Annotated in this window: 14 protein-coding genes and 1 other annotated feature; of the genes, 12 read left to right on the top strand and 2 right to left on the bottom strand. The window is 42.6% G+C overall.

What is annotated here, in order from left to right; translation table 11 throughout:
* Nucleotides 1-8 precede the first annotated feature (8 nt).
* The 3 genes from opp4B to BLQ32_RS10705 all read left to right on the top strand — a co-directional run bounded on the left by opp4B (nucleotide 9) and on the right by BLQ32_RS10705 (nucleotide 3,792).
* Nucleotides 9-974 carry an oligopeptide ABC transporter permease gene (gene opp4B / locus BLQ32_RS10715; protein WP_053165617.1) on the top strand — a complete coding sequence of 322 codons (966 nt, stop codon included), beginning with the start codon at nucleotides 9-11 and terminating at the stop codon, nucleotides 972-974.
* A 12-nt stretch (nucleotides 975-986) separates the two neighbouring features.
* On the top strand, nucleotides 987-1,904 hold the full coding sequence (gene opp4C, locus BLQ32_RS10710; protein WP_036804299.1) for an oligopeptide ABC transporter permease: 918 nt from the start codon (nucleotides 987-989) through the stop codon (nucleotides 1,902-1,904).
* Between the two features lie 187 nt (nucleotides 1,905-2,091).
* Nucleotides 2,092-3,792 (top strand): peptide ABC transporter substrate-binding protein, encoded by a 1,701-nt coding sequence (locus BLQ32_RS10705; protein ID WP_074510299.1) that lies wholly within the window; start codon nucleotides 2,092-2,094, stop codon nucleotides 3,790-3,792.
* A gap of 44 nt (nucleotides 3,793-3,836) precedes the next feature.
* Here the strand turns inward: BLQ32_RS10705 and trpS are convergent, their stop codons facing one another.
* Nucleotides 3,837-4,826, bottom strand: coding sequence for a tryptophan--tRNA ligase (gene trpS / locus BLQ32_RS10700; protein WP_074510298.1), 990 nt, complete (start codon nucleotides 4,824-4,826; stop codon nucleotides 3,837-3,839).
* A gap of 44 nt (nucleotides 4,827-4,870) precedes the next feature.
* Nucleotides 4,871-5,081: a binding site (T-box leader), on the bottom strand.
* 43 nt (nucleotides 5,082-5,124) lie between these two features.
* The gene (locus BLQ32_RS10695; RefSeq protein ID WP_036804294.1) at nucleotides 5,125-5,466 is read right to left on the bottom strand and encodes a DUF3899 domain-containing protein; all 342 of its coding nucleotides are present in this window, start codon (nucleotides 5,464-5,466) and stop codon (nucleotides 5,125-5,127) included.
* 241 nt (nucleotides 5,467-5,707) lie between these two features.
* On the opposite strand from BLQ32_RS10695, the gene BLQ32_RS10690 reads away from it, so the two are divergent.
* From BLQ32_RS10690 to BLQ32_RS10650, 9 genes are all read left to right on the top strand, one after another.
* Nucleotides 5,708-7,414: a peptide ABC transporter substrate-binding protein gene (locus tag BLQ32_RS10690; RefSeq protein WP_036804292.1), complete on the top strand. Its 1,707-nt coding sequence runs from the start codon at nucleotides 5,708-5,710 to the stop codon at nucleotides 7,412-7,414.
* Nucleotides 7,415-7,616: 202 nt separating this feature from the next.
* The gene (opp3b, locus tag BLQ32_RS10685; protein ID WP_036804290.1) at nucleotides 7,617-8,555 is read left to right on the top strand and encodes an oligopeptide ABC transporter permease; all 939 of its coding nucleotides are present in this window, start codon (nucleotides 7,617-7,619) and stop codon (nucleotides 8,553-8,555) included.
* Nucleotides 8,552-9,571 (top strand): oligopeptide ABC transporter permease, encoded by a 1,020-nt coding sequence (gene opp3C, locus BLQ32_RS10680; protein ID WP_036804289.1) that lies wholly within the window; start codon nucleotides 8,552-8,554, stop codon nucleotides 9,569-9,571. Before opp3b ends, opp3C begins: the two co-directional genes overlap by 4 nt.
* Nucleotides 9,572-9,586: 15 nt before the next feature.
* Nucleotides 9,587-10,654, top strand: a complete 1,068-nt coding sequence (locus BLQ32_RS10675; RefSeq protein ID WP_074510297.1) for an ABC transporter ATP-binding protein — start codon at nucleotides 9,587-9,589, stop codon at nucleotides 10,652-10,654.
* Nucleotides 10,644-11,582 carry an ABC transporter ATP-binding protein gene (locus BLQ32_RS10670; RefSeq protein WP_036804279.1) on the top strand — a complete coding sequence of 313 codons (939 nt, stop codon included), beginning with the start codon at nucleotides 10,644-10,646 and terminating at the stop codon, nucleotides 11,580-11,582. The genes BLQ32_RS10675 and BLQ32_RS10670 overlap by 11 nt, the downstream gene beginning before the upstream one ends.
* A gap of 159 nt (nucleotides 11,583-11,741) precedes the next feature.
* The gene (locus BLQ32_RS10665) at nucleotides 11,742-12,950 is read left to right on the top strand and encodes a putative glycoside hydrolase (protein WP_074510296.1); all 1,209 of its coding nucleotides are present in this window, start codon (nucleotides 11,742-11,744) and stop codon (nucleotides 12,948-12,950) included.
* A gap of 367 nt (nucleotides 12,951-13,317) precedes the next feature.
* Nucleotides 13,318-13,713, top strand: a complete 396-nt coding sequence (gene spxA, locus BLQ32_RS10660; protein WP_175557103.1) for a transcriptional regulator SpxA — start codon at nucleotides 13,318-13,320, stop codon at nucleotides 13,711-13,713.
* A gap of 239 nt (nucleotides 13,714-13,952) precedes the next feature.
* The gene (gene mecA / locus BLQ32_RS10655; protein WP_053165614.1) at nucleotides 13,953-14,609 is read left to right on the top strand and encodes an adaptor protein MecA; all 657 of its coding nucleotides are present in this window, start codon (nucleotides 13,953-13,955) and stop codon (nucleotides 14,607-14,609) included.
* Nucleotides 14,610-14,747: 138 nt separating this feature from the next.
* Entirely contained in the window at nucleotides 14,748-15,839 is a 1,092-nt protein-coding gene (locus tag BLQ32_RS10650) for a competence protein CoiA (RefSeq protein ID WP_175557102.1), read from the top strand.
* The last annotated feature ends 14 nt before the right edge of the window (nucleotides 15,840-15,853 follow it).

Genomic DNA, 15,853 nt, shown 5'->3' with positions numbered 1-15,853 from the left:
GAGTATATATGCTGAAATACACATTTAGAAGGTTGCTTGGAATGATTCCTATGCTCATCCTTATTTCAATTGTCGTTTTTTCCCTTGCCAAGCTGATGCCAGGCGATTCATTGAGCGGTGAAATCGATCCGCTTAATACGAATCCTCAGTACATTGCAGAGATGAGAGAAAAACTGGGCTATAACGATCCGTTGCCAGTGCAGTATTTTAATTGGGTTACGGATTTTGTGCAAGGGGACTTCGGCAAATCGACGCGTTTTAAAGTGCCAGTTGCCGATGTCATCATGGAAAAAATTCCAAATACCCTCTTTCTTGGTGTAATGGCGCTATTGATCACGTATATCCTGGCATTTATCATGGGAATGTATTCCGGGCGGAAGCCGTATACCATCGGTGATAACGCCATCGCAGGCATCAATTATGTCATGCTGGCAATTCCTTCATTTGTAGCAGCTGTATTTGCAATTTACTTCTTCTCATTCCATTTAAACTGGTTCCCGTTTGGGGGATCCGTAGATATCTTGGTTGAAGACGGCACTTTTGAATATTGGCTCAGCCGTCTGCACCATGTCCTGTTGCCGGCCATAGTACTCGGGGCAATGAGCACGGCCTCTTATACGCAGTTTCTCCGTAATGATATCATTGAAAACTCGCGCAAAGATTTCGTGCGGACAGCCCGTGCAAAAGGAACGCCGATGAAGAAAATTTACAACGTCCACATTTTACGGAATTCCATCATACCGCTGGTAACGTTCCTGGGCTTTGATTTTGCTGCATTGATCGGCGGGGCCATTATTACAGAAACCATTTTCACCTATCCGGGAATCGGCCAATTGTTCCTCGATTCGGTAACGAATAAGGATTATCCGATATTGATGGCATTAACGATGCTCCTGTCATTTTTAACATTGGCAGGGAATTTAATAGCAGACATACTTTATGGAATCGTGGATCCACGAATCCGTTTGGATTAAGGAGGAGCAAATATGGCATCATCAACCACTATTACACAGCAGAAGAAGCCGGAAAGAAGCTTATCTCCATGGCAGATTGCCCGGAAAAAGTTCCTGCGCAATAAATTGGCAATGGCAAGCACCATTTTCATTATAATCGTAACCGTCATCTCCTTATTGGCACCGTTTCTGGCGCCTTACCTGTCACCAAATCCGGATATTACAAAAGTGAATATCGGTTCCATGAATATCCAGCCAAATGGCGAACACATTCTGGGAACGGACAAAAGCGGAAGAGATGTACTAACCCGTTTGTTTTACGGCGGTCGGGTTTCCTTATTAGTAGGTTTTAGTGCAACATTGATGGTTATTACTCTCGGAACGGTAGTCGGATCCATCGCAGGATTTTTTGGCGGAGCAGTGGACAGCATTTTGATGCGCTTTACTGATTTCGTATTGAACTTCCCGTTCCTGGTGTTTGTTATTGTTTTAAATACCGTTCTTTATGGGATTGTAGATGGCCTTTGGGTGCTGATCATGGTGATTGGGGTACTCAGCTGGGGCGGTGTGGCGCGGCTGGTGCGCAGTAAAGTCTTAGCAGAAAAAGAGAATGAATACATTCTTGCGGCCTTGTCGATTGGCTGTTCGCCGTGGAAAGTAATCCGTAAACACTTGTTGCCGAATGTGATGTCGACGATTATTGTCCAGGGAACTTTAATCTTTGCCAGCATGATTGTTGTGGAATCGGCATTGAGCTACCTAGGTTTTGGGGTTCCACAAACGACGCCAAGCTGGGGCAATATGCTGTCTTCTGCCAATGAGCCGGATGTTTTGCAAGGCAAGCCGTGGATCTGGATGCCGCCGGCTTTAGTCATCACACTGACAATCCTTTCAATCAACTTTATTGGTGAAGGCTTAAAAGATGCTTTAAATCCAAAGTCATTGCGTTAAACCAGAAGGGCTGCTTTTATAGTAGCCCTTTTTGATTTGAAAAATAAATATTTTTGATTTTCTTCTATTATATATAATAATTTTTAGTTCTTATCAATAAAAAATATCAAATAAATACTATACACTAAAATTATAAGTTGTATAATCTACTTAACAGACTTTTCGGGAAATTAAGGAGGAGAGCTAAGTGAATCGAAAGAAGATGTACTGGTTTCTCTGTTTGGTATTGGGATTAGGTTTCTTTCTCGCAGCATGCAGCGGCAATAGTGATGCCCCGGCTCCGGAAAATTCGGAAGGAGGAAATGAAGGTGGTGCCTCAGGAGAGTTGGATTCTGAACAGGTGCTGAATTTGATGGAAAGTGCTGAAATTCCAACGATGGATTCTGCCTTGGCTGAAGACACAGTGGCTTTTAATATTCTAAATAACGTCAACGAAGGATTGTATCGTCTGAATCAGGAAAACATAGCAGAACCGGCTATGGCAGAAGGAGAACCGGAAGTCAGCGAAGATGGGTTGACCTATACATTCAAACTCCGTGAAGCCAACTGGTCGGACGGCACACCCGTCACCGCACAGGACTTCGTATTTTCTTGGCAGCGGGCAGTGGATCCAGCTACGGGTTCTCCGTATGGGCCTTATATGATGGCCGGAACCATTAAAAATGCAGCCGCAATTTCAGAAGGCAAGATGGATAAAGCGGAACTTGGCATTGAGGCAACGGACGACAAAACATTGGTGGTAACGCTGGAACGGCCGGTCCCTTACTTCCTTTCGTTGATGTCTTTCGGGACTTTCCTGCCGCAAAAAGAAGCTTTTGTTACGGAAAAAGGAGGGGCATATGCTTCTAATTCAGATAACCTGCTGTTTAATGGGCCGTTTATGCTGACAAACTGGGACGGTACGGGGCTTACTTGGTCGATGGAGAAGAATCCTGAATATTGGGATGCAGAAACCGTTAAGCTTCAAACGATCAATGTCGATGTTGTAAAAGATCCCGGAACAGGGCTGAACCTTTACAATTCAGGAGAAAAAGATCGTACTGGATTATCTGGTGAATTTGCGATGCAGTACGCGGATGACCCGGAAGTGATAAGAGAGCTTGAACCAAGTATCTTTTATATGAAGTTTAATCAGGAACGGAACGGCCAGCCTACTGTATTAGCTAATGAAAATATTCGGAGAGCAATCTCTTTGGCTTTCAACAAACAAGATTTGGTGGATGTCGTGTTGGCAAACGGCTCTTTGCCAGCAAACTACTTGGTGCCCGCTGAATTTACATTTAATGAAAACCAGGAAGACTTCCGGGACGTCAACGGCGACATTAATGAATACAATGCAGAAGAAGCAAAAGAATTATGGGCACAAGGGATGGAAGAAGAAGGATTGACGGAAGTCACAATTGAATATCTGGGTGATGATACGGAAACTGCAAAGAAGATGAACGAATACTTGAAAGCCCAGCTGGAAGGAAATCTTGAAGGGCTAACTGTATCCATTAAGACAGTTCCATTTAATGTCCGGCTGGAACTGGATGAAGCTCAGGACTATGAAATCCAGAATTCGGGTTGGGGCCCGGATTATCAGGATCCGATGACATTCATCGATTTGTTTGTAACCGGATCTCCTCAAAACAAAATGGGCTACACAAATCCTGAATTCGATGCACTGGTGGAATCAGCCAAAGGAGATCTGGCACTCGACATTCCGGCACGCTGGGATGCCATGGCACAGGCTGAACGCATTTTGATTGAAGAGGACGCGGCAATTGCACCGATTTATCAGCGGGGAGCAATGGCGCTGCAAAAACCATATGTCAACGACATAGTCGTTCATCCATTCGGCGGGGATTTCGGCTATAAATGGGCATACATTTCAGGAAAACAGTAAATTTAAAAAGACAAAAAAGGCTGCCATAACGGCAGCCTTTTTTGTTATTTGCGTTTCCGGCCCAAGCCCATCGCATTTTCCATTTTCTTTAAGGTTTTATTAGCCAAGAAATTGGCTTTCTCAGCGCCTTCATCCAGAATCCGGTCGAGCTCTTCGGAATTCAGCAATTCCTTGTAGCGCTCTTGGATTGGAGCAAGGTGGTCAGTAACCGCTTTGGCGACAGAAGCTTTAAAATCGCCGTAGCCGGCCCCTTCATATTTCGAAACGAGAGATTCGATGCTTTCGTTGGTTAATGCCGCTTCAATCGTCAGCAAGTTTGAAATGCCGGGTTTGTTTTCCGGGTCATACTTCACAATGCCTTCTGAATCGGTGACAGCACTTTTTATTTTTTTCTCGATGGTTTTCAAGTCATCGAGCAATGTAACAATTGCTTTTTTGTTTGTATCCGATTTACTCATTTTTTTGGTCGGATCCTGGAGCGACATAATGCGGGCACCATTTTTAGGAACCCGGATTTCCGGAATCTTCAATACTTCATTGTAGCGTTTATTGAACCGCTCTGCCAAATCGCGCGTCAGTTCAATATGCTGCTTCTGGTCATCACCCACTGGCACGACATCGGTTTGATAGAGCAAGATGTCTGCTGCCATCAATGGCGGATACGTCAACAGCCCTGAAGAGACAGAGGAGCTCTTCGCGGACTTGTCTTTATACTGCGTCATGCGTTCCAGTTCACCAATGGTTGAAATGCATTGCATCATCCATCCCGCCTGGGCGTGCGCCGGCACTTCCGATTGGATAAAGAGCGTGACTTTTTCCGGATCGATGCCGACTGCCAAATACAGTGCAGCCAATGCTTTAATATTTTTTCTTAATTCCAGCCGGTCCTGCGGCATTGTGATGGCATGCTGGTCCACGATGCAAAAAATGCAATCATACTCATCCTGCAGATCGGTGAATTGCTTGAATGCGCCGATATAGTTTCCGAGTGTAACGGTACCGGTAGGCTGGACGCCTGAAAAGATTTTTTTCATCCAAATTCCTCCTCAATATAAAAAAACACATCACACATCCCCAAAAAAGGGACGAATGATGTGTCTTTCCGCGGTACCACCCTAGTTGCCGTCACCGGCCACTCTTCTTCATAACGTGAAGAACACGAAACCGGCTACTGTTACTTCACCGGTTCAGCTCAAAAGCCCATTCAATGCTGCACTTCATCTGTTTCCACCAGCCACAGACTCTCTATAGAAGGAACAGCATTTACTCTTCTTTTTCATCGCTCATTATATATTGGTTTATTATAATACAAAGAAGTTTTTATTAGCAAGCTTACAACTGATAAATAATGAGTGAAATTATCATTGCTGCCAGCGTAAAGCTGCCGATGATCAATAATGGAGCGCTTGATACGGCCATTATTTCAGAAGGAGCACGCATTTCGTCATCTTCCAATGTGGATTTGCCTTTATAGACTTTTCGCATGCTCATGGTAAAGATGTCGAAAATTCCAGTTCTGATTACAAAAACCCATAATCCGATAAATAATACAGTACCTCCGTAGACAAAAGAATTATTGATATAGGATAAAAGAGAGAATGGTTCGCTCCTGAACACCATAGTCAAAAGTATTAAAACTTGTACAATGATTATTCCAATAAAGGATTTTTTCATTTTTTTGCACCCCAATTCTCATCTATTGTAGAAGAAAATATAAATAAAATCAAAAAATATTAAAACTCTTTTTGTTAAAAATTCCTCATAAACCCAATATTCATGCTCTTTTGTGTAATAATTTTGACATGCCATTGTTATAAAGTTGTAACTAGTCAAAAAAAAGTGCTGTACAAGCAAAAAAGATTATGTATAATAAACAGTGTACCAATTTTTCAGAAAATTTAAGGGGGTCACGTAAGTGAGAAACAGCAAGGTATTTTGGCTACTAAGCCTGGTTTTAGTTCTTAGTGCCTTCCTAGCAGCATGTGGCGGCGGGGAAGATACTTCAACTGAACCATCAGATTCAGAAGGCGACAAAGAGAAAGAAAGTGCATCAGGAGAAATGGACTCAGTCCAAGAATTGAACTTGATGGAAAGTGCAGAAATACCAACAATGGATTCAGCTCTTGCTGAAGACGCTGTAGCATTCAACATTATGAACAACGTTAACGAAGGTTTGTACCGCTTGAACCAGGAAAACGTTGCAGAACCTGCAGTTGCTGAAGGAGAACCAGAAATCAGCGAAGACGGTTTAACTTACACTTTTAAATTGCGTGATGCTAAATGGTCAGATGGTTCACCTGTAACTGCACAAGATTTCGTATTCTCTTGGCAGCGCGCAGTTGACCCGGCTACTGGATCACCTTACGGTCCTTACATGATGGCTGGAACAATTAAAAACGCTGCAGCTATTTCAGAAGGCAAAATGGACAAAGCTGAGCTTGGCGTAGAAGCTAAAGACGAAAAAACTCTAGTGGTAACACTTGAGCGTCCAGTTCCTTACTTCATGTCATTGATGGCATTTGGTACATTCTTGCCGCAGAAAGAAGCTTTCGTTACTGAAAAGGGCGATGCTTATGCTTCTAACTCAGAAAACCTTCTTTACAACGGACCATTCACATTGACAAACTGGGATGGCACTGGCCTGACTTGGACAATGGAAAAAAATCCTGAGTACTGGGATGCTGAAACTGTAAAACTTGATAAAATCAACGTAGACGTTGTTAAAGAGTCTGGTACAGGGGTTAACCTTTATACTTCAGGCGAAAAAGACCGTGCTGGTCTATCTGGTGAGTACGCAATGCAATACGCTGACGATCCAGAAGTAGTAAGAGAATTAGAACCGACTGTGTTCTACTTGAAATTCAACCAAGAACGCAATGGAAAAGAAACACCACTTGCTAACGTAAACATCCGTAAAGCAATCTCTATGGCTTACAACAAACAAGATTTAGTTGACGTAGTATTGGCAAACGGATCACTTCCAGCTGATTTCTTAGTACCAACTGAATTCACATTTGATGAAAGCAAAAAAGATTTCCGTGAAGTAAACGGAAAAATGAACGAATTTAATGCTGAAGAAGCTAAAAAGCTTTGGGAAACTGGCTTGAAAGAGCTAGGAGTAACAGAAGTAACTCTTGAAATGCTAGGTGGAGATTCTGAACTTGCCAAGAAAATGGACGAGTACATGAAATCTCAACTAGAAGGAAACCTTGAAGGGTTGACTATCAACCTGAAAGCAGTTCCATTCGCAGTACGTCTTGAACTTGACGAAAAACAAGATTACGATATCCAAAACTCTGGTTGGGGCCCTGACTATCAGGATCCTATGACTTTCCTAGATTTGTTCGTAACAGGTTCTGCACAGAACAAAATGGGTTACTCTAACCCTGAATTCGACAAATTGATCGAACAAGCTAAAGGCGAATTGGCTCAAGATATTCCAGCTCGTTGGGAAGCAATGGCAAAAGCTGAAAAAATCTTGATCGAAGACGATGCAGCAATTGCTGGTATTTATCAGCGCGGAATCATGTCACTTCAAAAACCGTATGTTCATGATATTGTTGTTCACCCATTCGGTGGAGACTTCAGTTACAAATGGGCTTACATTTCTGGAAAAGAATAATTCTGTAAATTGGCCACTGTGAAAAACAAATAGTAAGAGAGTATATCGCTGCTTGTTTACGGACGATATACTCTCTTTTCTAATGTAAGAGAATTCACGGAAAATTGACCATTTTCTGCTAACTTTCGAATAAAACAAGCCTTTTATTTACATGTAAAAACAAGTCTTGTCACATAGAGAACAATTTTTATGGAGGTGCAACATGGCACGATACATCGGCAAACGTTTAATCTACATGATACTCACATTAGCTTTAATTGCCACATTTACATTTTTCCTAATGAAAATTTTACCGGGTTCCCCTATTGCTTCCGCAGGTAAATTATCTCCAGAACAAAGAGCAGTGGTTGAAGAAGCTTACGGTTTAAATGATCCTTTACCGGTTCAGTATTTTAATTACATGTTCAACTTAGCACAAGGAGATTTGGGTATTTCCATTAACCAGTTTAAAGGTGCTCCTGTAACAGATTTAATTTTGAGCCGAATGGGTCCTTCCGCACAAATCGGATTCCAAGGAATGGTCCTTGGTACAATCATCGGGATTTTGCTTGGTATGATTGCTGCATTGCGGCAAAATACTTGGGTGGATTACAGCAGTACATTGATTGCGATCATCGGAATATCGATTCCGTCTTTTGTCTTTGCATCTATGCTGCAATATTTCTTCGGTTTAAAATTGGAATGGTTCCCAGTCGCTTTATGGAAAGACGGATTTATGTCCAGTGTCCTGCCATCCATTGCACTGGCGATGTTCCCGCTTGCAACTGCAGCACGCTTTATCCGTACCGAAATGATCGAGGTATTGGGTTCAGACTATATTACGTTGGCGAAAGCTAAAGGGGCCAGTGGTTCTGAAATCGCTTTCAAACACGCATTCCGCAATGCATTAATTCCATTAATTACAGTTTTAGGGCCAATGACTGTTGGTATCCTGACTGGTTCACTAGTAGTAGAACAAATTTTTGCGATTCCAGGAATTGGAGAACAGTTCGTTAAATCCATTATGGTAAATGATTTCTCCATTATCATGGGCACAACGATTTTCTTCTCTGTATTCTTAATTGTCGTTATTTTGATTGTAGATATTCTTTATGGCATCATTGATCCTCGGATCCGTCTTTCAGGAGGTAAAAGCTCATGACACAAAATCTAGAAAAATTACCGAAAGGTTCGTTTGAACGAATTACGGTAGATACCAAACAAGCCGAGCGCATCTCAAAACCGAGTGTCAGCTTTTGGCAAGATGCATGGCATCGCCTGAAGAAAAATAAAGGTGCCATTGCCAGTTTAATTCTGTTTCTTCTAATTGTTATCATGTCATTCGTAGGGCCGATGATCAGCCCATACGAACCGAATGCTCAAACGATAACGCATGCCAACTTGCCACCGAAAATTCCCGGCCTTGAGAAATTAGGAATTTTTGACGGAGTAGGAACTTTAGGCGGCAAAGAAGTTAATCTATATGAAATGAAAAAGGTAGAAGTCAACTATTGGTTCGGTACAGACGGTCTTGGACGAGATATGTTCTCCCGCCTTTGGGTAGGGACACAAGTTTCTCTGTTCATTGCATTTGTAGCGGCAGCGATTGATATGTTGATCGGCGTTATTTACGGCGGGATTTCCGGATATTTCGGTGGACGCGTAGATGACTTAATGCAGCGTATCGTTGAAATTTTGACAGGTATTCCGAACCTGGTCGTTGTAATTTTGTTTATCTTGATCATGGATCCAGGGATTATTGCCATTATCATCGCTCTGACCATCACCGGCTGGACCGGAATGTCGCGGGTAGTCCGTGGACAAGTTCTTAAATATAAAAACCAGGAGTTCGTCTTGGCTGCCAGAACCTTAGGCGCCAGCGACTCGCGCATTATCTGGAAACACTTGATGCCAAACGTTCTAGGTATTATCATCATCAACACGATGTTTACAATTCCAAGCGCTATTTTCTTCGAAGCGTTCTTGAGCTTTATCGGATTAGGGCTGCAGGCACCGGACGCATCGCTCGGTACTTTAATCAATGATGGATACAAATTGCTTCAATACCAGCCGCACATTTTAGCATTCCCGGCGATTTTGCTCAGCTTAATCATGATTTGCTTTAACTTGATCGGTGATGGCCTTCGTGATGCGCTTGATCCTAAGATGAAAGATTAAGGAGGAAAGTTACAAATGGAAAAGATTCTACAAGTAAAAGACCTCGAACTTTCCTTCAACACTTTTGGCGGGGAAGTAAAAGCAATCCGAGGCGTAAACTTTGATTTATATAAAGGGGAAACACTGGCAATCGTAGGTGAGTCGGGATCAGGTAAGTCCGTTACGACAAAATCCATCATGCGCCTGCTTCCTGAGAATTCAGCTGAATTCAAAAATGGCGAGATTCTTTTTGGCGGACGTGATTTGACCAAATTGAGCGACAAAGAAATGCAAAAAATCCGTGGAAAAGACATTTCGATGATTTTCCAGGATCCGATGACTTCGTTAAACCCGACGATGCCAATTGGCCGCCAAATTACGGAGCCGATTTTAAAGCACCAAAAAATCAGCAAAGCGGAAGCGAAAAAAGTAGCAATTGATTTGCTTCGCTTAGTTGGGATGCCAAAACCGGAATTGCGCATGAAACAATATCCGCACCAGTTTTCCGGTGGACAGCGCCAACGTATCGTTATCGCTATTTCGCTTGCCTGCAATCCACAGATTTTGATTGCGGATGAGCCGACTACAGCACTTGATGTAACCATCCAGGCGCAAATTCTGGAATTAATGAAAGACCTGCAAAAGAAAATTGATACATCGATTATCTTCATCACGCATGACCTTGGCGTCGTAGCGAATGTTGCAGACCGTGTAGCGGTTATGTACGGCGGAAAAATTGTCGAAATCGGAACTGTAGATGAAATTTTCTACAACCCGCAGCATCCTTATACGTGGGGCTTGTTGAGTTCAATGCCATCTTTGGATACTTCAGATGCAAAACTTTACGCAATTCCCGGAACACCGCCGGACTTGTTGGCACCGCCTAAAGGAGATGCCTTTGCACTCCGCAGTGAATACGCACTTCAAATCGACATGGAGCAAAACCCTCCATTCTTTAAAGTAAGCGATACTCACTATGCGGCAACGTGGCTATTGCATCCCGACGCACCACAAGTTGAACCTCCTGCAACCGTAGTGGAACGCATGAAGAAGTTCCCAGGAAGCAGATATTATGAAGGAGGAGCGGTTTACAATGGCAGATAAATTATTGGAAATCAAAAACCTAAAACAGCATTTCAATGTTGGCAAAGCGAACGAAGTGAAAGCTGTCGATGATATCAGTTTTGATATTTACAGAGGCGAAACTTTGGGCTTGGTTGGCGAATCCGGCTGTGGGAAATCCACTACCGGCCGCTCGATTATCCGCTTGTATGATGCGACTTCAGGGGATGTTTTCTTTGAAGGCGAAAATGTACACGGCAAAAAATCCAAAAAAGACTTGAAAAAATTCAACCGCAAAATGCAGATGATCTTCCAGGATCCATACGCTTCATTAAACCCGCGTATGAAAGTTATGGATATTATTGCAGAAGGCATTGATATCCATGGATTGGCTAAAAATGCTGCTGACCGCAAGAAAATGGTGTTTGACCTTCTTGAAACGGTTGGATTGAACAAAGAGCACGCAAACCGCTATCCGCACGAATTCTCAGGCGGACAGCGCCAGCGTTTAGGAATTGCCCGTGCACTTGCGGTAGATCCGGATTTCATCATTGCCGATGAGCCGATCTCGGCACTTGATGTATCGATTCAAGCTCAGGTTGTCAACTTGCTGAAAGAACTGCAGGAAGAAAAAGGGCTAACGTATTTATTCATCGCCCATGACTTGTCGATGGTAAAATACATTTCCGACCGTATCGGCGTTATGTATTTCGGTAAACTTGTGGAATTGGCTCCTGCTGAAGATTTATACAACAATCCGATGCACCCATACACACAATCGCTGCTTTCAGCGATTCCGCTGCCGGATCCGAACTACGAACGCAACCGTGTCCGTAAATCATACGATCCAGCTACGCACAACTACACGGAAGCTGATAATGTACAAATGAGAGAAATCACGCCTGGCCATTTTGTTCAATGTTCTGAGAAGGAATTTGAATCTTTAAAAGCTGCCAGTGCTGTAAGATAAGATAAATGGAAAAACGGATGCCAATGCGGCATCCGTTTTTTATGTATTTACATTCTGGAAACATTGAAAAAAATGTCGGAGAGCTTCTTGCTTTGCTATATAAAATATTCAGAAGAATGTTAAAATAATTACAGATACTGACAGAGGAGGCATGATTGAATGAAGAAAAAGTTATCGATAGCAATTAGTTCATTGCTGCTTGGAACCTTGCTGGCTACGCCAGCTTCAGCCGCCGAAGATGAGTCTCAGCCGCCGGATTTTGCAACACGTACATACCATGCTGCAACGATTAACCCGGAAGTACTGGCTTCTTCTAAATTATTTGCATTTGATTCCGGCTTAGCTTTTGATTACCCGGATGCCGTAAGAGGCATTTTTGTCACTGCCCACTCTGCTGGCGGCGCTCGGTTCGATCAGCTTGTTGAATTGGTGGATACGACAGATTTAAATGCGATGGTGATAGACATTAAAGAAGATTTTGGCCATTTAACATATGAGCCGAAAGAAGGCACACCTCTCGCATCGCTTGAAATTGGTGAACCTTACATAAAAGAACCGCGTGCAGTCTTGGAGCGGCTTGAAGAAAAGAAGATTTATCCCATTGCCAGGGTAGTCGTTTTTAAAGACTCCGTCCTGGCTAATGAACGGCCCGAATGGTCTTTTGTCGATGGCAATACCGTATGGAAAAACGGGAGGGGCGAATCTTTTGTTAATCCTTTCTTGAAAGAGGTTTGGGATTACAACGTTCAAATCGCCATTGAAGCTGCTAAATTAGGGTTTAAAGAAGTTCAGTTCGACTATGTCCGTTTCCCGGAAGGATTTGAACACAGGGCGGATACACTGCAATATTCCATGGGAGAATACGCCGAGTCGGATCTTGATCCGGTTCAGCGGCGAGTGGAAGCAGTAACGGACTTTGTCGCATATGCCAGAGAGCAATTGGAGCCTTACGGGGTCGAAGTTTCCGTTGATATTTTCGGCTATTCAGCTACACTACCGGAGGCGCCGGGCATTGGGCAGAACTTCTCCAAAATCTCGGAAAATGTGGATGTCATTTCTTCCATGATTTACCCCAGCCATTGGACCTCTTATTTTGGCATTGCCAAACCCGATTTGGAACCATATAAATTAGTGGCCGAATACGCCAAAGTTGAAAATAAAAAGTTGGCGGCATTGAAAAACCCACCGGTGTCACGGCCCTGGCTTCAGGACTTTACAGCTTCTTATTTAGGCGCCGGCAATTATAAAAGGTACGGAAAAGCAGAAGTGGAAGCTCAAATAAAAGCTTTAAATGAGAATGGAATCCAGGAATTTTTGTTATGGAATGCGGGGAACACCTATTCCAAAGGAGTGGATTACACCCCTTGATAAGCAGAGAATAGCCCAATCATTGGATTGGGTTTATTTTTTTTGCAACTATTTCTATTCTCAATCGTACTATATAAAGAAGGGTATGTGATTTTCAAACAGAATGCGTAATTGAGAATAAAAATTTTATTAATGAGGGTTTAAAGTCTTTATACAAGGGTAAAATAAATAATATAAATAAATGAAGGAATTTAGAATTATGTAGCAATTATGTGACATCCAATCAGTTTTTTAAATAAATATTATCAATATCTATATTCAATAGATAGCGATTGTTGTATAATGAATGTAAAGCTTCTACATTATAGTGATTCTAATTTAATAATTCCTGAACTAACTTGAATCCGAAAGGAAGTGCTCCATTATGATGGTTACATTATTTACTTCTCCAAGCTGCACATCTTGCCGAAAAGCGAAAGCATGGTTGGAAGAACATGAAATTCCATATACAGAACGCAATATTTTCTCTGAGCCTTTAACGATCAGTGAAATAAAAGAAATTCTACGTATGACTGAAGACGGGACGGATGAAATCATTTCAACCCGTTCGAAAATTTTCCAAAAATTAAATGTTGATGTAGAAAGCTTGCCTCTACAACGTCTATATGAATTAATTCAGGAATACCCAGGTTTGCTACGCCGTCCGATTATTATGGACGAAAAACGCTTGCAGGTTGGCTACAACGAAGATGAAATTCGTCGCTTCCTGCCTCGTAAAGTCAGAGCTTACCAATTGCTAGAGGCTCAGCGTATGGTGAACTAAAAAGGTTTTAAGCTGTCCGGTCTTTATGACAATTCATAATGGATCCCGGACAGTTTTTCTTTTATTTTAATTAGTTGCATTTATCTGTACAATCCATTAAACTCTTAGTTACTTGAAGCTTAGGCAGCCTTAGGCATATACTTTCTCTTCCTTTATAAAACAGGATATAATTAAGGCAGTACCACAGCACGGTATAGAAGGACGATCCTCTTAGTCCATTTCGAAAGGAGAGGTGTAAAATGGAGATCGAACGAATCAATGATAACACAGTGAAATTTTACATTTCCTATCTTGATGTTGAAGAACGTGGCTTTAGCCGTGACGAAATTTGGTTTAACAGAGACAAAAGCGAAGAATTGTTCTGGGAAATGATGGACGAAGTGAACGAAGAAGCTGATTTCGTTATGGAAGGGCCGCTGTGGATTCAAGTCCAGGCAATGGATAAAGGGCTTGAAGTAACGGTTACCCGAGCTCAACTTACTAAAGATGGGCAAAAAATTGATTTGCCTGATGATATAGAAGAACGCCGCAAAATGTTCGGCGGCGATGATGCAGCTGCATCCGAATTCGATGAATTTGAACCAATCTTCGATGAACCGGATTTGAAAAAACTCGAATACACATTTGTCTTCTCTGAAGTGGACGAATTGCTGCCATTGGCCCGCCGCTTAATGTACGTGCCGATTGAATCAGCGCTTTACCACTTTGAAAACAAATACTATCTGTATGTAGGATTTGATGAACTCCTTCATTCAGAAAGCGACGTTAAAGACAATATCAGTATATTCACCGAATACTTGCAAAGTTCTCCAATTACGATTCACCGTTTAGAGGAGTACGGCAAACCCATCTTCAAAAAAGATGCATTAGCAAATGTGCTGCATTACTTTGGATAAGGCCTCCTATGGGAGGTCTTATTTTTTTTGCTTAAATTTAAGGGGCAAGTAAAGACCAGCGAAAGAAACTGGATGGAAACCATTAAATATTTTATATTGCCTAAGCGGCATAACTCTTCTACAATCGAGAAAAGGAGAGTGAATGCTATATTAGTAGCTAAGACATCGACCAATCGACTAATTTATTTGCACCCACACCTAAACCGGGAACGTTTGGCTCACTTAAGAGCCAGTGAGCAATTTTTTTGTCCATCCTGCGGCGAATCCCTGCTTTTGAAAATCGGCAACATTAAAATCCCCCATTTTTCCCACACAATCCACTCGGAGTGTGCAACTTTCAGTGAATCCGAATCCCCATTGCATCTGCACGGCAAAACGATGCTCCATACTTTTTTCACACAAAAAAATCACCATGCAGAACTCGAAAAGTATTTCCCCATCATTCGGCAACGGGCTGACTTGTTTATTGACCAGCGGTTTGCCGTGGAATTTCAATGCAGCCCTATTCCGGTTCAGCAGATCAAAGCACGAACAGAAGGCTATCTAGAAGAGGGAATCCAGCCGCTATGGCTGTTATCCGCAAAAAGCGGGCAGACGGAAGGAATTCAAATCATCAAATTAAAGAGTTATGAGCGTGCTTTAATTCAACAAGCGAGAGATTGTTCCTTTCTTTTGTCGTTCGACCCAGTGACAAATCGCTTCTATTATTGCTCCAGCCTGTTTTTCCTCGGCGGCTTTCGGTGGATTGCTAAAATCAAGTCTTTGGCTGCTGGAAAACAGACCTTTCCTTTTGCGCTGCCCCGCAAGCTGACCAAGGCGGAATTCGAACTGGCCTTTGAGTTAGCAGCAACCGAAAGGCGGCGTTTTCTCCGCAGCCAGCAATTTGTACAAAATCGGTTTCGGAATCGGTTTTGGCGTGCCTGTTATGAACTTCAGCTGGATGCAGACAATCTCCCGCTGGCGATTGGAGCTCCGTTAACCGGCAATCATTTATTGGAAGGCCATTCCGTTGTCTGGCAGCTGCAAGCGCTTCTGGCACAATCTCAAGGGCTTTCCATGTCCGAACTTGTGAAAAGCGGTCAAGTAAAGTTAGCAGCAGAGGCTTCCGTTCCAACCGTTGTCCACCATTTGGAGCATTATCTGAAACTCTGCCGTTTGATGGAGCGGCGCAAGCACGAGCGTGAGCTTCTTTTGGAACTTTTGTATGATAACTATTGCAAAAACGTATGAAAATTGAGAAAATA

It is taken from the genome of Planococcus glaciei (assembly GCF_900099655.1).
GTDB classification, from domain to species: Bacteria; Bacillota; Bacilli; order Bacillales_A; family Planococcaceae; genus Planococcus; species Planococcus glaciei.
This window is presented reverse-complemented; position numbering and strand designations above follow the sequence as displayed.

Excerpts from the sequence above, each read along its gene's own strand:
- opp4B (WP_053165617.1), top strand. The coding sequence starts at position 9 with ATGCTGAAATACACATTTAGAAGGTTGCTTGGAATGATTCCTATGCTC.
- opp4C (WP_036804299.1), top strand. The coding sequence starts at position 987 with ATGGCATCATCAACCACTATTACACAGCAGAAGAAGCCGGAAAGAAGC.
- trpS (WP_074510298.1), bottom strand. The coding sequence starts at position 4,826 with ATGAAAAAAATCTTTTCAGGCGTCCAGCCTACCGGTACCGTTACACTC.
- BLQ32_RS10695 (WP_036804294.1), bottom strand. The coding sequence starts at position 5,466 with ATGAAAAAATCCTTTATTGGAATAATCATTGTACAAGTTTTAATACTT.
- opp3b (WP_036804290.1), top strand. The coding sequence starts at position 7,617 with ATGGCACGATACATCGGCAAACGTTTAATCTACATGATACTCACATTA.
- opp3C (WP_036804289.1), top strand. The coding sequence starts at position 8,552 with ATGACACAAAATCTAGAAAAATTACCGAAAGGTTCGTTTGAACGAATT.
- BLQ32_RS10675 (WP_074510297.1), top strand. The coding sequence starts at position 9,587 with ATGGAAAAGATTCTACAAGTAAAAGACCTCGAACTTTCCTTCAACACT.
- BLQ32_RS10670 (WP_036804279.1), top strand. The coding sequence starts at position 10,644 with ATGGCAGATAAATTATTGGAAATCAAAAACCTAAAACAGCATTTCAAT.
- BLQ32_RS10665 (WP_074510296.1), top strand. The coding sequence starts at position 11,742 with ATGAAGAAAAAGTTATCGATAGCAATTAGTTCATTGCTGCTTGGAACC.
- spxA (WP_175557103.1), top strand. The coding sequence starts at position 13,318 with ATGGTTACATTATTTACTTCTCCAAGCTGCACATCTTGCCGAAAAGCG.
- mecA (WP_053165614.1), top strand. The coding sequence starts at position 13,953 with ATGGAGATCGAACGAATCAATGATAACACAGTGAAATTTTACATTTCC.